Annotated in this window: 17 protein-coding genes and 1 pseudogene; 8 read left to right on the top strand and 10 right to left on the bottom strand. The window is 68.3% G+C overall.

Features of this window, described 5'->3' with window-relative positions:
• Window positions 1-63: 63 nt before the first annotated feature.
• Window positions 64-1,107, top strand: a complete 1,044-nt coding sequence (locus tag OYT95_RS00645; RefSeq protein WP_037237616.1) for an Rv2578c family radical SAM protein — start codon at window positions 64-66, stop codon at window positions 1,105-1,107.
• Here the strand turns inward: OYT95_RS00645 and OYT95_RS00640 are convergent.
• On the bottom strand, window positions 1,094-1,516 hold the full coding sequence (locus tag OYT95_RS00640; protein ID WP_268790610.1) for a PPOX class F420-dependent oxidoreductase: 423 nt from the start codon (window positions 1,514-1,516) through the stop codon (window positions 1,094-1,096). The two genes, OYT95_RS00645 and OYT95_RS00640, sit on opposite strands and share 14 nt — an antisense overlap.
• A 209-nt stretch (window positions 1,517-1,725) precedes the next feature.
• Here OYT95_RS00640 and OYT95_RS00635 point away from each other — a divergent pair, with 209 nt between their 5' ends.
• Window positions 1,726-2,265 carry a hypothetical protein gene (locus tag OYT95_RS00635; RefSeq protein ID WP_268790609.1) on the top strand — a complete coding sequence of 180 codons (540 nt, stop codon included), beginning with the start codon at window positions 1,726-1,728 and terminating at the stop codon, window positions 2,263-2,265.
• Window positions 2,266-2,759: 494 nt separating this feature from the next.
• On the opposite strand, the gene OYT95_RS00630 is transcribed toward OYT95_RS00635, so the two are convergent.
• The 6 genes from OYT95_RS00630 to OYT95_RS00600 form a co-directional block, all read right to left on the bottom strand.
• Window positions 2,760-4,154 carry a DUF1254 domain-containing protein gene (locus OYT95_RS00630; RefSeq protein WP_268790608.1) on the bottom strand — a complete coding sequence of 465 codons (1,395 nt, stop codon included), beginning with the start codon at window positions 4,152-4,154 and terminating at the stop codon, window positions 2,760-2,762.
• 886 nt (window positions 4,155-5,040) lie between these two features.
• Complete coding sequence (locus OYT95_RS00620; RefSeq protein WP_268790607.1) at window positions 5,041-5,673, bottom strand: sigma-70 family RNA polymerase sigma factor; 633 nt, start codon at window positions 5,671-5,673, stop codon at window positions 5,041-5,043.
• A 472-nt stretch (window positions 5,674-6,145) separates the two neighbouring features.
• The gene (locus OYT95_RS00615; protein ID WP_268790606.1) at window positions 6,146-6,952 is read right to left on the bottom strand and encodes an ABC transporter permease; all 807 of its coding nucleotides are present in this window, start codon (window positions 6,950-6,952) and stop codon (window positions 6,146-6,148) included.
• A complete protein-coding gene (locus tag OYT95_RS00610) occupies window positions 6,949-7,872 on the bottom strand; it encodes an ATP-binding cassette domain-containing protein (protein ID WP_268790605.1) in 924 nt (307 codons plus the stop codon). The genes OYT95_RS00615 and OYT95_RS00610 overlap by 4 nt, the downstream gene beginning before the upstream one ends.
• A gap of 307 nt (window positions 7,873-8,179) precedes the next feature.
• A complete protein-coding gene (locus OYT95_RS00605; protein ID WP_268790604.1) occupies window positions 8,180-9,415 on the bottom strand; it encodes an MFS transporter in 1,236 nt (411 codons plus the stop codon).
• A 3-nt stretch (window positions 9,416-9,418) separates the two neighbouring features.
• Window positions 9,419-10,762 (bottom strand): NAD(P)-binding domain-containing protein, encoded by a 1,344-nt coding sequence (locus OYT95_RS00600; protein ID WP_268790603.1) that lies wholly within the window; start codon window positions 10,760-10,762, stop codon window positions 9,419-9,421.
• Window positions 10,763-10,865: 103 nt separating this feature from the next.
• On the opposite strand from OYT95_RS00600, the gene OYT95_RS00595 reads away from it, so the two are divergent.
• The 5 genes and pseudogenes from OYT95_RS00595 to OYT95_RS00575 all read left to right on the top strand — a co-directional run bounded on the left by OYT95_RS00595 (window position 10,866) and on the right by OYT95_RS00575 (window position 14,474).
• A complete protein-coding gene (locus OYT95_RS00595; protein WP_037237687.1) occupies window positions 10,866-11,741 on the top strand; it encodes a helix-turn-helix domain-containing GNAT family N-acetyltransferase in 876 nt (291 codons plus the stop codon).
• A pseudogene (locus tag OYT95_RS00590) lies at window positions 11,738-12,272 on the top strand (DinB family protein). The gene OYT95_RS00595 and the pseudogene OYT95_RS00590 overlap by 4 nt, the downstream one beginning before the upstream one ends.
• 102 nt (window positions 12,273-12,374) lie before the next feature.
• Window positions 12,375-13,217, top strand: a complete 843-nt coding sequence (locus OYT95_RS00585; RefSeq protein ID WP_268790602.1) for a class I SAM-dependent methyltransferase — start codon at window positions 12,375-12,377, stop codon at window positions 13,215-13,217.
• Between the two features lie 281 nt (window positions 13,218-13,498).
• Entirely contained in the window at window positions 13,499-13,930 is a 432-nt protein-coding gene (locus OYT95_RS00580; protein ID WP_112302390.1) for a Hin recombinase, read from the top strand.
• An 88-nt stretch (window positions 13,931-14,018) separates the two neighbouring features.
• Window positions 14,019-14,474, top strand: a complete 456-nt coding sequence (locus tag OYT95_RS00575; RefSeq protein WP_268790601.1) for a hypothetical protein — start codon at window positions 14,019-14,021, stop codon at window positions 14,472-14,474.
• 17 nt (window positions 14,475-14,491) lie between these two features.
• Here the strand turns inward: OYT95_RS00575 and OYT95_RS00570 are convergent, their stop codons facing one another.
• From OYT95_RS00570 to ypfJ, 3 genes are all read right to left on the bottom strand, one after another.
• Window positions 14,492-15,208, bottom strand: coding sequence for an SRPBCC family protein (locus OYT95_RS00570; RefSeq protein WP_268790600.1), 717 nt, complete (start codon window positions 15,206-15,208; stop codon window positions 14,492-14,494).
• 2 nt (window positions 15,209-15,210) lie between these two features.
• A complete protein-coding gene (locus OYT95_RS00565; protein ID WP_037237591.1) occupies window positions 15,211-15,837 on the bottom strand; it encodes an ArsR/SmtB family transcription factor in 627 nt (208 codons plus the stop codon).
• 64 nt (window positions 15,838-15,901) lie between these two features.
• Complete coding sequence (ypfJ, locus tag OYT95_RS00560) at window positions 15,902-16,828, bottom strand: KPN_02809 family neutral zinc metallopeptidase (protein WP_037237588.1); 927 nt, start codon at window positions 16,826-16,828, stop codon at window positions 15,902-15,904.
• A 144-nt stretch (window positions 16,829-16,972) separates the two neighbouring features.
• Between ypfJ and aspS the strand changes: the two genes are divergently transcribed.
• Window positions 16,973-18,781, top strand: coding sequence for an aspartate--tRNA ligase (gene aspS / locus OYT95_RS00555; protein ID WP_037237587.1), 1,809 nt, complete (start codon window positions 16,973-16,975; stop codon window positions 18,779-18,781).
• The last annotated feature ends 11 nt before the right edge of the window (window positions 18,782-18,792 follow it).

Raw genomic sequence — 18,792 nt, 5'->3', positions numbered from 1 at the left:
GTCGACAGTAGTCCGATCCGGCGAAGCCTTGACACCGGTTAGAACAAATGTTCGCATGTACTCATGAGGTGGGATGGGCAAGCGGTCGACGCCGACGACGGTGCACTGCCGGGGCTGGAACGCGCCGGGCTCGTGCGCAGCGTGCAGACACCCGAATTCGACGGCATCACCTTCCACGAGGTGCTGTGCAAGAGCGCGCTGAACAAGATGCCCGAGGAGTCACAGCTGCCGTTCCGGTTCACCGTCAACGCCTTTCGCGGATGTTCGCACTCGTGTCGCTACTGCTTTGCGCGGCCCACCCACGAATACCTCGACCTCGACGCGGGCCGCGATTTCGACAGTCAGATCGTCGTGAAGACCAATGTCGCGGCGGTGCTGCGCAAGGAGCTGGGGCGTCGGTCGTGGAAGCGTGAACACGTGGCGCTCGGCACCAACACCGATCCCTATCAGCGAGCGGAAGGCCGGTACCGCCTGATGCCCGGCATCATTCGCGCGCTGGCCGAATCCGCCACCCCGTTCTCGATTCTGACCAAGGGGACGTTGCTCCGACGCGACCTCCCGCTGCTGGCTCTCGCTGCCCAGCAGGTGCCGGTCAGCATCGGCGTGTCGCTCGCGATCCACGATCCCGACCTTCAGAAATCGATCGAGCCGGGAACGCCCACTCCGAAGGCGCGCCTCGATCTGATCCGGGCGATCACGGACGCCGGCCTGCCCTGCAATGTGATGGTGGCCCCCGTCATTCCCTTCCTGACCGATTCGGTGCGGCATCTGGACGGACTACTCGAATCCATCGCCGATGCCGGCGCCTCGGGTGTGACCGTCTTTCCGATGCACCTGCGCGGTAGCACCAAGGGCTGGTTCATGAACTGGCTGTCGACGGAGCATCCGGCGCTCGTCCGTCAGTACCGGCAGTTGTACGGGCGGGCGGCCTACGTTCCGCCCGAATACAAGTCGTGGCTGAAGCAGCGAGTCGACCCTCTCGTCGACCGGTACGGCCTGGGCGGTGGGGCGAACCATCGCGAGGCCGGGAACACCGAGGCCGTCGAGTCCGATCGCGGTGAACTGGTCGGAGCCGGTCGTCCCGGGGCGGCGCTCACTCTCTTCTGACGTGAACCGTCCGCTTCGGCTCGTACCACTCTGTGCCGGCAGGTTCTCCCGCCATGTTCCAGCTCCACGAAATGGCCGGTGCGATGCGAACATAGAGGCCGGGGCCGACCATGCCGTCCCGTTCCACCGGCTGATCGGCCGTGCCGTAGATCCGGATGGACCGCGCGACGAACGGTTCGAACGACACCAGGTCGTCGACGACCAACGACACCTTGGCGTTCCCGGCCCGGATGTTCCGGAACTTGCGGGTACCGGCGACCGACGGGCCGGAACCTCCCACCCAGAAGTCGGTTCCGTCGAACTCGAATGCGAGTGGAACCACGTCGGGTTGCCCGTCTGCGCCTACGGTGGCGACGCGAGCGATCGGCTGCGACCGCAGGTAGGCGATCTCTTCGTCCGTGAACGACATGGAAGTCTCCTTTTCGATGTCACCCGATGTCACGGTGTCGACACTAGAGCGTGTCTGCTTATGGCGGACGCGATGATGGATGACGAGCGCCGCGTAGGAGGTACCCGGGGGCCTGTCCCGTACGCCATTGCCAGGTCTGCGCTGCCACGCAGCGGGTAGCCTGAGACTGCACCAGGGTCGGGATGGATCCAACTCGAGAGGCTGACGCCGTGCGTCGTGCAGGAATTCGTCGTTCGTTCGTAGCCTGGGCCGCGGCATCGGTGGCGGTCCTCGCGATCCCGATCTGCTCGTCCGTCACCGCGATGGCGGACACGCCGCCGGTCCCGGCAGCGACGACCACGGCGTTCCAGGTCCCGGTGCGGTTCGTCGCAGGATGCCTGTTGCTGACCGTGTTGGCCTGTGACTACCCGCCGCCGCTGTCGACCGTGACACCGTCGGCAACGACGGGTGCATCCGGCGTGGTGGCCTTTGCGGTGGAGCGTTCCGCGACGACCTCGAGATACTGCGTCGCCGTGTCGGTGAATTGGCGGAACCTGACCACCGGCGTCGCCGGCACCATCGCCCTCCAACTTGTGGAGCGCGACCCCAGTGGGCCCACCGCACCGGGGGATTGGTGCCGATACGCGCCCGCGACGGTCGTCACCGGCAGCGGGATGATCGCCGCGGTCGCCGACGTCGGCGCGTACCCTCCTGTCGATGGGTACCAGATGCTGGTCCACCCGGGGCTCGGCACCTTCCCTGTGCCATAGAGCATCTGTGCTAAATGACGGGCTCGAGTGCGGACCTGTGGGCTGTGATCGAGCCGGCCTTACCTGCCCGGTCGGACCCAGGGACGTCCTTGGAATGGCCCTTTGAATCACCGCTCGTTGCTGGCGGTGCGAAGTCCGGATTGATCGAGTTGATCATCAGTTCTCGCTGGGTGAGTGCCATCTGCTTCTTCGTTGCGCTCACAGCTGACCTCCCTGTCCCGTGGACCCGAGGGTATTGCCTCGCCTGCGACACGGCCGTGCGCAGCCACCAACTGGCGCATCATCGCCGGCCGCGGCGTCCGCGAACTCCGCTTCGTGCGGCCGGTACGCCCCGCCGACATCCTCACCGGATTCTTGGTGATCGAGAACATTCGGGCGGCGCGAGGAACCGGTGATGTGATCACCCTGAAAGGGACACTGGTGAACCAGACCCGGGACACGGTGTTCACCATGCGCACCGGCATCGAGGTACACCACCGACCCTCCTGCGACGCTCACTGCGACGTCTTGTCGAAATCCGGTAACTGCCACGACCCATCGAACGCCGGCGCGTCGGGGCCGTAGATGCGGAAGTAGACGAACCAGCCCTGCCCCGGGAGGGTCTGAATCCAGCGGCCGGCCTCCTCCGACGCCGGGGAGTCCGGACCGAAGTGCAACACGATCGGGGCCTGCGGGTCGAGGTCGGACAGTTCGAACAGCGACCGGAGCGCAGCCCGGTTCTGCTCGGTCCGGATCTCACTGCGGGTTTCGGCGTCGTAGACCGTGATCGACCAGAACAGTGTCGCCGGCACCGGCTGCGGCACCGTCAGGGTGTAGGTATTCGAGCCGTTCAGGTAGGTACCGTTCGCGTCACGTAGTCCGAGCCAGTACAGCGATCCGGCGCCCGGGCTGCGGGCGAACATCGCGGGGGATTCGATCTGCGGCTGGTAGAACCACTTCTCCCGGGCGTACAGATCCACGTAGTTCGCCGTCTCGAATGTTCCGTTCTCCGGCCGGAGCACCGCCCATTCCCAGTGCCGCCCCTCCCACACCGTGCGTTCGGGACGCCGGTCGGCGAACGACTGCACACACAGCTGGGCGTGCCCCAGTTCGGCGGCCCGGGTCAGGATGATGCTCATCCGTTCGTCCGGCTCGAACGGGGCGCCCTTGGCGATTCCGAGCGCGGCGAGCTCACCGTACTGACTCCGATACCCCTCGTACGCGGGTTCGGCGTCGATGATGTCGTGCAAAACCTGCCAGTACTGGAGATCGTCCTCCCACCGCACCGGGGTGAAATCGAGATCCGCCTGGCGGCTGAGATCGATCCAGGTCGGCTCAGTCCATTCGGCGACCGGTTCGTGCGGGTACACCGTCACCGACTTCATCAGCGTGATCGCACCGGCGACGTCCTTGCCCTGCGGCAATGCCCGCACCAGCACCAGCACCCGGTTGGTCGTGGACCGCCCCGAATAGACATCGTCGGGGATAACGCCGTCGTATCCCGGCGGGATTACCAGATGCTTGCCGCCCGCGGCCTTCGCCGGACCTGGGAGCCCGATATCCATCACCCACAGTTGATTCAGGTCGTTGACCGCGCCCATCAACGGTCCCGGGGGCAACTCCAGCACCATCGGGCCATCGCTCAAGTCCAGCGCCAGCCCGGTATATGGGGTGTCGGAGTTGGGGGTGAACACGAACTGCTGCGGGGTGCCCTCGAGCAGGGCGAAGACCTTGTTCGGCACCACCCCACCCGAGAGGTTGCCGCGCCAGGTCGCCTCGAGCGAGACGGTCGGATAGAAGAACCGGTAACACTGGATTGCCCGCACCAGATCCACGTCTTCGTATGCCCGCCGAATCGTCTCCTCGGTGGGATACCCGCCCTCGAATCGAGTCCTGTCACCATCGAACATCGTCGACACCTCCGCCATCGAGCCGGCAACCCCTTCCGTTCATGCTTCGCATACCGCCTGGAGTGCGCCTTCACCCGAAGCGGGTGAACCGGGCTGAGCTCTCGCGCCTGATCACAAGAGAAGCCCGACTCGCCGCCCTCCTCGCCCGCGTAATGGTCTTCCCGACGAAATGGTCCGGTGCGGTTGAGCCGTCGTGGTGGTGACCTCTTGCGGGCCGTGCCGTCGGCAGGCTCGACGGCGGGGCACCGGTATGCCCGACATCCGAATCCCCGGGCGGTCGGATGGGTGCCCTGTGCTAGTTCCCTGTTCCCGCAGCCTGATGTGCGTGGGCACGGCCGGTCGCAGCGCGCATGGCGGAGCGGCGGTCCCGGTTTCTCGAGGCCGCGCCGACCGTCTTCGCCGCGAAGGGGTACGCGACGAGCAGCGTCGTCGACAATGTCGGTGCCTGTTGGGTCGATGCAACAGCAAGGCCCGTGACCTGCAGAAGAGCGCAACCCCGCCTCAGCTGCTGTTCTGATGCCGCCGATCCGAGGGGCTTGCGTCCCTTCTCGCACTCCTCCGTCTGATCTGGTACCCAACCCGACGGATCAAGGAGTCACCATGACCAACCCCCACGAGTTCGAGAACCCGGCGACGGATCGGACGGACCGAACCCCACAGGCTGCGGCGCCCACGTGTTGCAGCACCGAGAGGCAAACCATCTGCTGCGACCAGAGTGAGAAGTCGACGTGCTGCGGTCCGGCGGCGACGGCGGGTGGTGGATGCGGCTGCCAGTAGCCCTCAGATGACAACGGTGCGGTGCGAGCGTTGGGCTCGCACCGCACCGTCGTCTGTGCGTGGTGCCGCGCGGTCTACCGGTGCGCCGCTCCCGAGCGGGTGTGACGGTCTACTGGTCCGCGGGTGAGGGGGCGCCGCAGGCGCAGGATCCGCTGCGGGGCTGGTAGTCGTGCACGTGACCGGTCCGGTCCTGGCTGATCTCACAGCAGGCGTGCAGTCGGGCCTGGAGGGTGGCACGGCCGCGTTGAACGCGGGATTTCATGCCGGACACCGAAATCCCCGCCTCCCCGGCCGCGGCGGCGTGGGTTCGGGCGTCGAGGTCGACCATCTTCACCGCCGCGGCCTGCTCGGCGGGCAGTCCGGAGAGCATCGGCACCAGGCAGGAGGCGAGTTCCTTCTCCGCCGTCTCGTCGTCGTCCGGTTCGCCCTCGCGCGGGTTGTCGGGGACAGTGTCGACGGCCAGCTCCCGCCGATGGGGCGCGGACCGGTAGTAGTCGGTGATCGCGTTGCGGGTGATGGCATACATCCACCCCAGGAGCCGGTCCTGCTCGCGCAGGTTGTCCAGGCTCTTCGCCATCCGCAGGAACACGATCGACAGAATGTCGTCGGCGTCCTCGAGACGTGAAACCCGGCGGGCGATGAAGGCCCGCAAGTCGCTCGAGAAGCGGCGCCAGAGCTGGTCGAGATCAGCTGGTGCCGACTGCGGTGTCGTCGTGGTGGTGGTGGCCGTGTCCTCATTCATGATTTGTGGTTCCTCTCCGTCTTACAGGATCCCCGCCCCGAGGCGCGGTGGCGACCCCCTGGGTCAGGGTCGTTCCAGAGGTACGGACGACATTGACCGTCATCGGACGCACCTGCGTCCGAATCCGAAGTTCCTCGTCTGTATGGGTGTCGATGTCGATTCCGGGTTCTCCGGTTCGACGTACCAGTAGAAGCGCGGTGAGGAGGTGAGAGCGATGCTGACCACACATCTGTTGTCGGGCCTGACCGACGAAGAGGTCGATCTGATCGTGGCGGAGGAACTGCATCTGCTCGACGCCGCCGCATGAGCGCCGTCGACGCCCGCACCGGGCGCATCCGCTGACCACAGCACTCTCTCAGCCTCTGCCCCCTCCACCGGGGTAGGGGCCAGAGGAGTGCCCGGATCCGGACGGACAGCAGACACGAAGAACCCGCCCCATCCTTGGGAGGAGGACAGGGCGGGGTGTCGTCGTTCAGCGGGTGCGTGCGGACCGAACCACGCGGGTGAAGGCGGGCGCGGCGGTCACCACCGCCCACAACCCGATCGCCGCAACCAGGGCTGCGGCGGTGTCGCCGGCGGTGGCGGTGCCGAGGACGTGGCCGCGCAGGGCGTCGGTGGCGTGCGCGACCGGATTCACCGTCGCCATGGCCTGCATCCAGCCGGGCATGGTCTCGATCGGCGCGAACGCACTCGAGATGAACATCAGCGGCATCATCACCATCATCCCGGCGAACTGGACCACGTCCGGCCGACGGAGCCGGTCCCCGATCAGCCCGAACAGGGCGCTCATCGCCCCGGCCAGCACCACCAGCACGATGACCGCGGCGACGGCATCACCGGCGGTGCCGTGGAACTCGAAACCCAAAGCCACGGCGGCGATCCCGAGCAACGCAGCCCGGGCGAGGGTGAAGACGGCCTCGTTGATGGTGCGAGCCACCCCCGTCAACGCCGCCCGCATCGGCAGGGCAGCGAAGCGGTCATGGAGGCCGTTGGTGTGATCGATCGCGGCGGACACTCCGGCGTTGGTGCCGGCCATCACGGTGGAGACGGCGAGCATCGCCGGAGTGAGGAAGACGATGTAACTGACCCCGGCCGGAAAGCCGGGTCCGGCCGCGACGCTGCGGAACACCTGACTGAACAGCACCAGCATCGCCATCGGCATGGTGAGCGAGAACATCAACAGCTGCGGAACACGTGCGCTGGTGCGCAGGTTCCGGACGGTGAGCGCGGCGAGCTGGTCCAAGGCAGAGGGCCGCCCGATCGCGTTGGTGGTGGTCATTTGTGGGCTCCTGTGTGGGCGAGGTGGGTGAAGACGTCGTCGAGGCTCGGGGAAGCTACGTCCAGGTCGGTGACCTCGATGCCGCGGTCGTGCAGGTCGGCGACCAGCGCGATCGCGGCGGGGGCGTCGTCGACGGTGACCGACGCCCGAACCCGGTTGTCGTCGACCCGGTCGGCGTCCGGGATGAACGGCAGCGCGACGAGCTGATGGGCGGGGACCGTCGCGCTGACGACCTTGCCGCCGACGATCCGTTTCAGCTCGGCGGGGGTGCCGCGGGCAGCGACCCGGCCCCGGCTGAGGACCACGATGTGGTCGGCGAGCCGGTCCGCCTCCTCGAGGTACTGGGTGGTGAGCACGACCGTGGTGCCCGCGTCGGTGAGCTCGTCCACGACGTCCCACAGCCCGGCGCGGGCGAGGGGGTCCAGGCCCGTGGTCGGCTCGTCCAGGAACAGCAGCGACGGGGATCCGACGAGACTGGCGGCCAGATCGATCCGGCGGCGCGAGCCCCCGGAGAGTTCCCCTACCCGCCGAGCCGCGTACTCGTCCAGACCGAGCCGGTCGATCAGCGCGTCGGCCCGCGCGCGGGCGGTGCGCCGCGGCCCGGTCAGGCGGCCGATCAGCTCCAGATTCTCTCGGGCGGTGAGGAATTCGTCGAGACCGGCGTATTGGCCGGTCACCCCGATCCGGCGGCGGACCTCGGTGGCGTCGGCGACGACGTCCAGGTCCTCGATCTGCACGCGGCCGATGGTGGGACGCACCAGGGTGGTCAGCGTGCGGATCAGGGTGGTCTTGCCGGCACCGTTGTGGCCGAGCACACCGAGCGTGGTCCCCGCGGCAGCCTCCAAGTCGACACCGTCGAGGGCCCAGTTCTTGCCGAAGGCGACGTGCAGATCCTCGACGAGGACGGCGGGGGCGGTCATCTCACACCCCCGCCGTGGCCGCCGGCCTCGAGGCCGGTTCCGGGGGGAGAGAACAGGTGGGTGGTCATCGGAGGGTTCCTCTCGAAAGAAGGTGTGCTCTCACCCGGTTCTGGATGAGAGTCCGCTTCCTCAGACGAAGCAACTTCGCGTTGGACGCGCCCACCGCCGAATCAGGCCTCGAGGATCGCCGGTTTCAGGCCGCGGCGCAGTGCGTGATGGGCGGCGGCCAGGCCGGACTGCCAGCCGCCGACGACGAGGACGTCGTAGTCGCTCAATTCAGTTGTCCCTTCCAGGGTTGTCGAGAGGGTCAGGTAGTGGTGGCGGCATCGTGGCGCCGATGCCGGGGGATGCTGGCGGCGCCGATGAGGGAGGCGACTACGGCGAGGGCGGCGAGGATCAGGTAGGCGTGGGCGTAGCTCCCGGTCCGCGCCGACAGTGCGGTTCCGGCCCAGGGGGCCAGTGCCATGACGATGACCACCGGGGCGGACATGAGCCCATTGAGGCGCCCGTAGTGGGTGGCGCCCCATCGGTCGGTGATCGCGGTGGCCTGGATCAGGGTGAAGATCCCGCGGATCAGCCCGGCCCCGATCGCCACCCCGATCAACGCGGCAGTGGTGGAGGCGATCCCCAGCAATGCGGTGCTGGCGGCGGTGGCGGCGAGGATCACCACGATCCGGGTGCGGGCGGTGGTGCGGGCGGCGATCGGGAGGTAGCCGAGGCGGCCGAGGACCTGACCGGCCCCACCCAACCCCAACGTCAGGGCCGCGAGGGACGGGGAGAAGCCCTGCTCGATCAGCAGTGGCACCAGGTTGAACACCCCGGCGAACGCGGCGAACGCCCCGAGACTCAGTGCGATGACGAGGGCGAGGAACGCGCGGCTGCGAGAGGCATCCCGGTGATCGACCGGATGGTCCCCCACTGGGGTGGGTGGGTGCGGCCACCGCCCGCGCAGGCCGAGCAGGTGCCCGGGCACGGTGATGACGGCCAGGATGGCGGCGAGGACGAGATAGGTGGTCCGCCAGTCGTACCGGTCGACCAACGCCGCGGTGAGCGGGGCGAAGACGGTGCTGGCCAACCCGGCGGCGAGGGTGAGGATCATCAGCGCCTTGACGTAGCCGTCGCCGTACCAGCGGGTCAGCGCCGCGAACGCGGGCGGATACAGCACCGCGCCCATCGCGATCCCGGCAGCGAGCCACCCGGCGTAGAAGGTCGGCAGGTTCGGGGCGGCCGCGACAACCAGCAGCGCGGGGACGGCGAGGACGGATCCGGCGGTCATCACCGCCCGCGGCCCGAACCGGTCGATGATCCGTCCGACCGGGATCCCGGTCAGCGCGGCGGCGAGCTGGGACAGGGAGAACGCCGCCACGATCACCGGCAGGGACCACCCGGTGTCGGCCGAAATGGACACCGACAGCACCGGAAACGCGTAGTAGAGGATGCCCCAGCTGGTGATCTCGGTCAGGCAGAGCACCGCAAGGACCCGTCGCAGACCACCCTCGGCGAGCGTCGGGGTGTTCTGCGGCAGGGTCGTGGTCGGGGCCATCGGTTATCCGCCCGCGCGGGCGGACAGGGTGATCAGCTGCGGGTCCGGGGCGACGCAGCACCCCACGGACTCTTCCGCTGCCGCGGGGGTGTCGGGGTCGTCGAAGACCCCGGCTCCGCCGCAGACTCCGGTCTCCGGCAGGGTGAGCTCCACCCGGGCGGCGGCGTCGTGGTCGCCCGCCAGGGCGGCGGCGATGCTGCGGACCTGCTCGTACCCGGTCATCGCCAGGAATGTCGGGGCGCGGCCGTAGCTTTTCATCCCGACCAGGAACACATTCGGCTCCGGATGCGACAGTTCGGCGACCCCGTGTGGGTAGACGGTGCCGCAGGAATGCACGTTCGGATCGATCAGCGGCGCCAACTCCACCGGCGCCTGCAGCACCGGATCCAGGCCCAGGCGAATCTCCGAGAGCCAGGACAAATCGGGCCGGAACCCGGTAAGCACCACCACCCGATCGACGTCCTCGATCCGGGCTCCGGTGTCGGACACCAACACCACCCGCTCACCGTGGGACTCGATGGCTGCGGTGCGGAATCCGGGAACCACCTGCAACAGCCCGTCGTCGACCGCCGCCTTGGCGCGCAATCCGAGGGCGCCGCGGGCGGGCAGCTGATCGTCCTCGCCGCCGCCGAAGGTGGAGCCGGCGTCGCCGCGGCGCAGCACCCAGCTGATCCGGGTACCCGGCGCCTGCTTCTCCAGATCGGCCAACGCGACGATGGCGGTCAGCGCCGAGTGCCCGCTGCCGGCGATCACGATGTGCTTGCCCGCGTACCGGGCCCGCACCTCGGGGTCGTCGATGTTCGGCACCCGGTACTCGATCCGGTCGGCCGCGGACTTCTCGCCGAGTGCGGGCAGGCCTTCGCCGCCGAGGGGGTTGGGGGTGGTCCAGGTGCCGGAGGCGTCGATGACGGCCTGCGCGAGGATGCGGTCCGCGGTGCCGTCGGCGCGGCGCAGGTGCACCGAGAGCGGTTCGGTGTCGCGGTCGGCGTCGACGACCCGGTCCCGGCCGCGGCGGGCCACGCCGACCACCTCGGTGCCCAGCTGCACGATGTCGCCGAGGGCGGCGGCCAGCGGCGAAAGGTAGTCGCGGGTCCAGTCCTGGCCGGTCGGGTACGCCTCGTCGTCCGGGGCCACCCAGCCGGTGGCGTCGAGCAGGCGGCGGGCGGCGGGGTCGATCAGCTCACCCCAACGGGAGAACAGCCGCACGTGGTTCCACTCGGAGATCGCCGCACCGGCCACCGGGCCGCGTTCGAAGACCAGCGGGGTCAGGCCGCGCTCACGCAATTGTGCCGCGGCTGCGAGGCCGATCGGGCCGGCGCCTACGACGACTACGGGCAAGGTGTTCATCTGGATAATCCTTTCATCGACGTTCATCGATCCTCTAACGTCGGAGAGTATCGATGAGCGTCGATTAATGCAACCATCGATGGATGTCGATATAGTGAAGGGCATGACTTCCCTGGACATGCCGGCCGTCCGCACCCCCGGCACCGCGCAGGTGGATGCGTTGGCGCCGGAGGACGCGGTCACCTACGCCGGCTGGTTCGCCTGCCTGGCCGATCCCACCCGGGTGCGGTTGCTGCATCAGGTCGCCTCCCGCCCGGCTGGGATCACCGTGGGTGAGCTGGCCGAGGCCCTGGGCATCGGTCAGCCCACCATTTCGCACCACGTGCGCAAGCTTGCCGACGTCGGGTTCGTCTCCGTCCACAAGGACCGCACCAGCACCGTCGTCACGGTCAACCCCTCCTGCTGCACCGGACTCCCGCACGCCGCCGACGCGGTCATGGGCGTGCTGACCCCGCGGCCGTGCTGCCCGGACGACCTCCCCGACGACGTGACCGTGCGCCCCATGACGGAACAGGACTGGGACGACGTCCGCCGCATCTACGGTGAGGGCATCGCCACTCGCACCGCCACCTTCACCACCGAGGTCCCTACCCGGGAAACCCTGGACGCCCAATGGCTGCCCGGGCATCGGTGGGTCGCCGAGATCGACGGCGTCGTGGTCGGCTGGGCCGCACTGGGTCCGACCTCCGGGCGGGACTGCTATCGAGGCGTAGCCGAGAACTCCGTCTACGTCGCCGTCGGGATGCGCGGGCGCGGCGTCGGCAAGGCCCTGCTGCGCACCCAGGTCATCGCCGCCGACGAAGCCGGGATATGGACCTTGCAGACCTCGATCTTTCCGGAGAACCGGGCCAGCATCGCCCTGCATCACTCCGCCGGATTCCGCACCATCGGCGTCCGCGAACGCATCGCGCGACTCGACGGCATCTGGCGCGACACCGTCTTCCTCGAACGCCGCTCAGCCGCCGCGGACCAGCCATGACCGAACCTCCACGACCGGTGGATCGAGCAGCGATCGCCGCGGATCTCGAGCGCGCCAGGGTCCTCCTGCACGAGCTCGTCGACGGCGCGAGCGGCGACAAGCTCGATCGACGCTCGTCCGGTACCCGATGGACGAACGAGCAACTGCTGTTCCACATGGTGTTCGGCTACATGGTGGTTCGCCGCCTACTGGTGCTGGTCCGGGCGTTCTCCCGGCTACCTGACCGCGCCGGCCGAGGATTCGCCCGCGTCCTGGACGCCACGACACCGGCGTTCCACCAGATCAAACTACCTCGGCTCGTGCGCGGCGGCCACCGTCTTCGACCACCGCCGGATGGGCCGGAAGTGCGACCGCGTCATCGCCACGCTGCAACGCTCCCTGGCCGACGAATCAGAAGCAAACCTGCGGCGCAGCATGGCCTTTCCGGTGCGGTGGGACCCGTTCTTCACCGAGACCATGACCCTCGAGCAGGTCTACCGGTACCCGGGCAAGCACTTCGACTTCCACCGCGCCCAGCTCACACTCGGCTGAACGCATTCCGCCGAAATCAGCTCGCGTGCGTCCTTCCGAACCGGCCGTCGTCTATTGATGTGCCGACATCCCGGCACCTGGCATCGAGGACGAGGACACGACATGACCACCATTCCCACCGATAGAGACACCGACCGCGCGCTCAAGGCCAAACACCGAGCGTTGTGGGCCTCCGGCGACTACCCGACCGTCGCCGCCGAGCTGATCCCGGCCCTCGGCGAGGTACTCGTGGAGGCAGCCGACATCCGCGCCGGCCAGCGGGTGCTCGACGTGGCCGCCGGCAGCGGCAACGCCGCGATCCCGGCTGCCGCGCGCGGCGCCACCGTCGTCGCGTCGGACCTGACGCCGGAACTGTTCGTCGCCGGGCGAGCGATCGCCGCCCAGCGCGGCGTCGAACTGGACTGGGTCGAAGCCGACGCGGAGGCGTTGGCGTTCGACGACGACAGCTTCGACGCCGTCATCTCGGTCGTCGGGGCAATGTTCGCGCCGCACCATCGGCAGACCGCCGACGAGATGCTGCGAGTCTGCCGGCCCGGCGGCACCATCGCGATGATCAACTGGACACCGCAGGGCCTGATCGGCAACCTGTTCAAGACCATGGGACCCTACGCACCGCCCCCGCCGCGCGGTGCGACCCCGCCGCCGTTGTGGGGCGACGAGCAACACGTCCGCGACCTGTTCGGCGACAGGGTGACTGCGCTCGACGCGCACCGCCAGTCGCTCGTGATCGACCGCTTCGCAGACCCGACGGAGTTCCGGGAGTTCTGGAAACGCAACTATGGCCCGACGATCACCGTGTACCGCCACATTGCCGCGGACCCGGATCGGATCGCGAACCTCGAGCGGGATTTCCTGCAGTTTCTCACCGCATGGAATCGGGCCGATGCGCCTGGCCGGACACTCTACGAGGCCGAGTACCTGCTCGTCACTGCACGCAAGAGGTAGCCCACATCGGCCCTCGGTCACCGGCAGCGCATCCCAGGATCGCGCTCGTCGACACCCCCCACCGGGCACACCTCGCCGAGGGCCGTGAACATGCGGGCCAGATCCCCGGCCCGGTCCTCGGGCGGCCGGCAGCACGATACACGCGCACACGCGTCGGCGAGTTTGATGTCGAGAAGCGATCCCTATCGGACGCAGCTCTGAACTGCACATTCTGCTGAGTAAAAGGCACTCGCTCAACGCCTGTACGACGCAGGTGAACACACCTCGCGCAGATCGCCGACATGCTGAAAGTGCCGCGCACCACGGTCTATGGGCTTCTGCACAAGCGCGTGGACATCGCGCCGGTCACGCAGGAGATCCTGGTCGCCGATCCACGTGCACCTGTACCCACTTCTCGCACGTGCCCGACCTGCGGACACGAGCCCACTACTCGCGCCGAGGCAGCACACCAACGCGCTGACCTCGCGGTGATCTGGCTCCACCCCGATCCCGATCACCGCGGAACGCTGATCGGTCGACAGCAATGCCGCCACTGCGAACCCGGGCAACCAGCGTTCGACCTCGGCTGCAGTGTCTGCGGCGACGGGCCCATCCACGCCGACTACTTCGCCGAACTCGCCGAGGACGGCGATCTGGCCAAGCCGGTTCAACGATGGCTCACCACAGCCGGATGGACAATCACCCCAGATCTTCTATGCCCAGACCATGCATGAGACGCCGTGGGGTCACGACGCCGCGGACAGAACGGATATCCATTCACGGGGAGAGGGGTTCACCCGACGCACACGACCGAGGAGCGCCATGCCTGTGGGAAATCTGGTTGTCCGTTCGGCGGTGGCGGGTTCGCTCGCCGCCGCCGCACTGTTCGGTGCACCGGCGGCCGCCGGAGCGGAGACGGCGACGCTGACCCCCACCTACACGATCGGGCACGGGCTGAACCCCGGCGACATCAGCGTGTGCGGAGGGCGGATCGACGCCCGGGCGTCGTCCGATTACCCGGCGCCGTACGGGCCGAACTACGTGCTGTTGACGACGTACTTCGCGGGCCCCTCCCGGGTCTGCCTGGTCGACGGAACCCTGCATTGGCGCAACCTCGACACCGGCGCCTCCGGAACGAAGCAGTGGGCGTTGAGCGGATGGGACGGTCCGGGCGCGCCGACAGCCGTGTACTTCGATCCGGGGGCCGGAAGGGTCAGCGTCGAGATCACCACGAGCACCCCGAACATTCCGGGCGGGGGCGAGTTCACGGCGTCCTGAACGGGGGTACGACGGGTTCAGGCGAAGACGTTGTCCAGCCAGGACTTCCACGCGTCCTGCGACTTCTCCTGGTCGACGCCGACAGCGAACAGGTGGTGCGCCGCGTCGACCGTACCGCCGAACGCGTTGCGGCCGTAGAACCGGTACAGCGCATCGTCGGTCCGGATGCCGATGAAGTGCGGCGTCAGGTAGTCGACGACGCCGTCGACCGTGCCGAAACCTGGGACGTCAACGGACACCGTGTCGTCGGTCGCGGAGGTGTCGGTCAGGCCGAGCGCGCCGCGGAGCGCGGCCATTGCGCCGGGACCGGTGGAGGCCTCCGGACCGCCGGTTGTGATGTAGGTGGCTGCGCGGCCGGCGAAGTACTGGACGTACTGGCCGAGGCTGTGGAGGTAGAACGTGGTGTGTTTGTCGGCGCCGTCGTACTGCGCGTCCCAATCGTCCGTGAAGATGCCGCTGTGGACGTAGCGCAGCGCCGCGGTGCCGCCGTCGCGGGCCTCGATGAGGTATTCGAGGGCGTTGAACCAGCCGTCGGGGCCTTCCTGGCGCACGGCGAACTTCCGCGGCGGCTCCCACGCGACGACGGTCGGGTCGTCGGGTCCCTCGCTGCCGACGCCGGGATCGAGTTCGGAGGGAAACATCCACCCGCCGGTGCCGCTGGTGACGGCGGCGAACACGTCTTCCGGGGTGGCGTTCAGGACGACCTCGCGGCGAATCTCGAAGTTCTCGGACATGGCTAGCTCTCCTCGTGACGGTTGTCGGGTGACTTCGCTTGCTCGGACGGTGTTTTCAGGCTGGGGTGCAGTGCGACGACGAGGCGGTGCCTGCGCCCGTTCGGGGCGTTCTCGTCGTGGTATCGGGCCACCAGATGCTTCACCGACTCGCCGAGTTCGTCGGCGAAGGCGGACCGGTCGGCCGCGGACGCGAACCGGACCTCGCTGTCGATCGCGTAGGTGGCCAGCGGCTGACGCGCCGCGGTGGCGCCGGCGATCAACTCGCCGACCTCACGCACCAGTCGCGCCGCCAGTGCGACCAGCCAGCGGGCCGACAGTTGGTCCGGTGACCGGTCGGGATCGGGTGCGAGGGCGGCGAACGCGGCGGGGGAGATGACGTAGGACGCCGCGGTGGCCTGGAACACCCGCTCGGTGACGTTGCCCTTCTTGCGTTCCTCGACGAGTTCGACGAGGCCGTGCTCCTCGAGTGCGCGTAGGTGGTAGTTGGCCTTCTGCCGCGTCAGTCCGACCGCCGCGGCGATGGAACTCGCCGAACCGGGTTCGGCGAGCGCCGCGAGCAACCGCGCCCGGACCGGGTCCAGAGAGATCTCCGCGGCGGCCGCTTGGTCGATCACTGCTACGTCCAACATGCCTCAACTGTCGCACCGACAGCAATTTCTGTCAAGACAATATTTATTGTCGGAGATCGAGTGGTCAGCGCAGCGCGGGCGGGTTGTTGAGATCGCGTGCGGAATAGGTGTCGCAGGCCTGGACCTGGCCCGTCCGGTAACCGGTCGCGAACCACTTCTGGCGCTGCTCCGAGGAGCCGTGCGTCCAGCCCTCCGGATTCACCCGGGCGCCCGCGGACTGCTGGATCCGGTCGTCACCGACCGACGAGGCGGCGGAGAGAGCGTCGTCGATATCGGTGTCGGTGAGCGTGTTCAGGAACGGCGGTCCGCCGTCGGGTCCGGGGAGAGTGTCGGCGTAGTGGGCCCACACGCCCGCGTAGCAGTCGGCCTGCAACTCGGTTCGCACCGCAGCCGAGTCGGCGCCCCGCGGGTCGGCCTGTGCCCGCCCGATGTCGCCGAGCTGGTTCTGGATGTGGTGGCCGAACTCGTGCGCCACGACGTACTCCTGCGCCAGCGGTCCGCCGCTGGACCCGAAGCGGTCGACGAGGAGCTGGAAGAAGCTGGTGTCGAAATACGCCGTCGAGTCCGCCGGGCAGTAGAACGGTCCGACTTCACTGGTGGCGTTGCCGCAGCCGGTATTGACGGAACCGGAGAACAGCACGACCTCCGGCGGCACGTACGCGGTGCCGGTCTGTTTCCCGAGTTCCTGCTGCCACACGGAGTCGAGACTGCCTGCGGTGAACACCACCCGGCAGTTCACGTCGCGGTTGGCGTCCGCGCCGGTCTCGCATCCGGCGAGGCCCGCGCCGGAATTCTGGCCGGCGGAATCAGTGGTGCCGCTGAGGCCGCCGAGCAGCGAGCCGGGATCGCCACCGAGGAGCAGTGCGAGAACCAGCACGATCAGACCGCCGGCGCCGCCGCCCATCGCGAACTTGCCGCCGAGGCCACCGCCGCCCCCGCCACCGACCGACACCCGGCCGGAGTCCATTCGGGCGCCCTCGTTGAAGGTCATGTCGTCGTCGCTTTCTCGTCAGTTTTCCGGTGCGTGCCGATCGAGCCTCGCACGCGAAGCGGGTATGCGTTTCCGCTCACGCACGGTGTCTCCGTAGGATCTCAGCCAACGAAGTAGCTTGCCCCATGTTTCGAAAGGAATCCCGTGCTGCGCACACATCTCGCCGGTTCATTGCGAGCCGAGCAGGCCCAGCAGACCGTAACCCTCACCGGTTGGGTTGCCAGGCGTCGTGATCACGGCGGGGTGATCTTCATCGATCTACGTGACGCGTCGGGTGTGTCCCAGGTGGTGTTCCGGGAAGGCGCCGCCGCCGAGCAGGCACACCGTCTGCGCGCGGAGTACTGCGTCAAGGTGACCGGTGTGGTCGAGGTGCGTCCCGAGGGCAACCAGAACTTCGAGATCCCCACCGGAGCCATCGAGGTCAACGTCACCGAGCTCGAGGTCCTCAACGAGAGCGCGCCGCTGCCGTTCCAGCTGGACGACCAGGCCGGTGAGGAAGCGCGCCTGAAGTACCGCTATCTCGACCTGCGCCGTGAGGGTCCCGGTCACGCCATCCGCCTGCGGTCCAAGGTCAACGCCGCGGCACGCGCCGTGCTCGCGCACCACGAGTTCGTCGAGGTCGAGACGCCCACGTTGACGCGGTCGACGCCGGAGGGCGCCCGCGACTTCCTGGTTCCCGCGCGACTGCAGCCGGGCAGCTTCTACGCGTTGCCGCAGAGCCCGCAGCTGTTCAAGCAGCTGCTCATGGTCGGTGGCATCGAACGCTACTACCAGATCGCGCGCTGCTACCGCGACGAGGACTTCCGCGCGGACCGCCAGCCCGAGTTCACTCAGCTCGACATCGAGATGAGCTTCGTCAACCAGGACGACGTCATCCTCCTCGCCGAGGAGGTGCTGTCGTCGCTGTGGAAGCTGGTCGGGCACGAGATCAAGACACCGATCGCGCGGATGACGTACGCCGAGGCGATGCGTCGCTACGGTTCCGACAAGCCGGACCTGCGTTTCGGTGTCGAACTGGTCGAGTGCGCCGAGTTCTTCAAGGACACCACGTTCCGCGTGTTCCAGCAGGAATACGTCGGCGCGGTGGTGATGCCCGGCGGTGCGAGCCAGCCGCGTAAGCAACTCGACGCCTGGCAGGAATGGGCGAAGCAGCGCGGGGCGAAGGGCCTGGCGTACGTGCTCGTCGGCGAGGACGGCACGCTCGGGGGACCGGTGGCCAAGAACCTCACCGACGCCGAACGCGAGGGCCTCGCCGCGCACGTCGGTGCGAAGCCGGGCGACTGCATCTTCTTCGCCGCCGGCGCCACCAAGTCGTCCCGGGCGCTGCTCGGTGCCGCGCGCGGCGAGATCGCCCGCAAGCAGAACCTCATCGACCCGGACGCCTGGGCGTTCGTGTGGGTCGTCGACGCACCGCTGTTCGAGCCGACGGCGGACGCCACCGCGAGCGGCGACGTCGCGCTCGGCTACAGCGCCTGGACGGCCGTGCACCACGCGTTCACCTCGCCCAAGCCGGAGTCGATCGACACGTTCGACACCGACCCGGGGTCCGCGCTCGCGTACGCCTACGACATCGTCTGCAACGGCAACGAGATCGGTGGCGGCAGTATCCGTATCCACCGCAAGGACATTCAGGAGCGAGTGTTCAAGGTGATGGGCATCTCCCACGAGGAAGCCGAGGAGAAGTTCGGCTTCCTGCTCGACGCGTTCGCGTTCGGCGCCCCGCCGCACGGCGGCATCGCGTTCGGCTGGGACCGCATCACCGCCCTGCTGGCCGGTGTCGATTCGATCCGTGAGGTCATCGCGTTCCCGAAGTCGGGTGGCGGCGTCGATCCGCTGACGAGTGCTCCGGCTCCGATCACCGCGCAGCAGCGCAAGGAGTCCGGGGTGGACGCCAAGCCGGAGCCGAAGGGCGACGCCGCGGCGGCCAAACCCGCCGCACCCGCAGACAAGTAGGCGGGTCCACC

It is taken from the genome of Rhodococcus sp. JS3073, from assembly GCF_026810085.1.
Lineage (GTDB): Bacteria > Actinomycetota > Actinomycetes > Mycobacteriales > Mycobacteriaceae > Rhodococcus_F > Rhodococcus_F wratislaviensis.
This window is presented reverse-complemented; position numbering and strand designations above follow the sequence as displayed.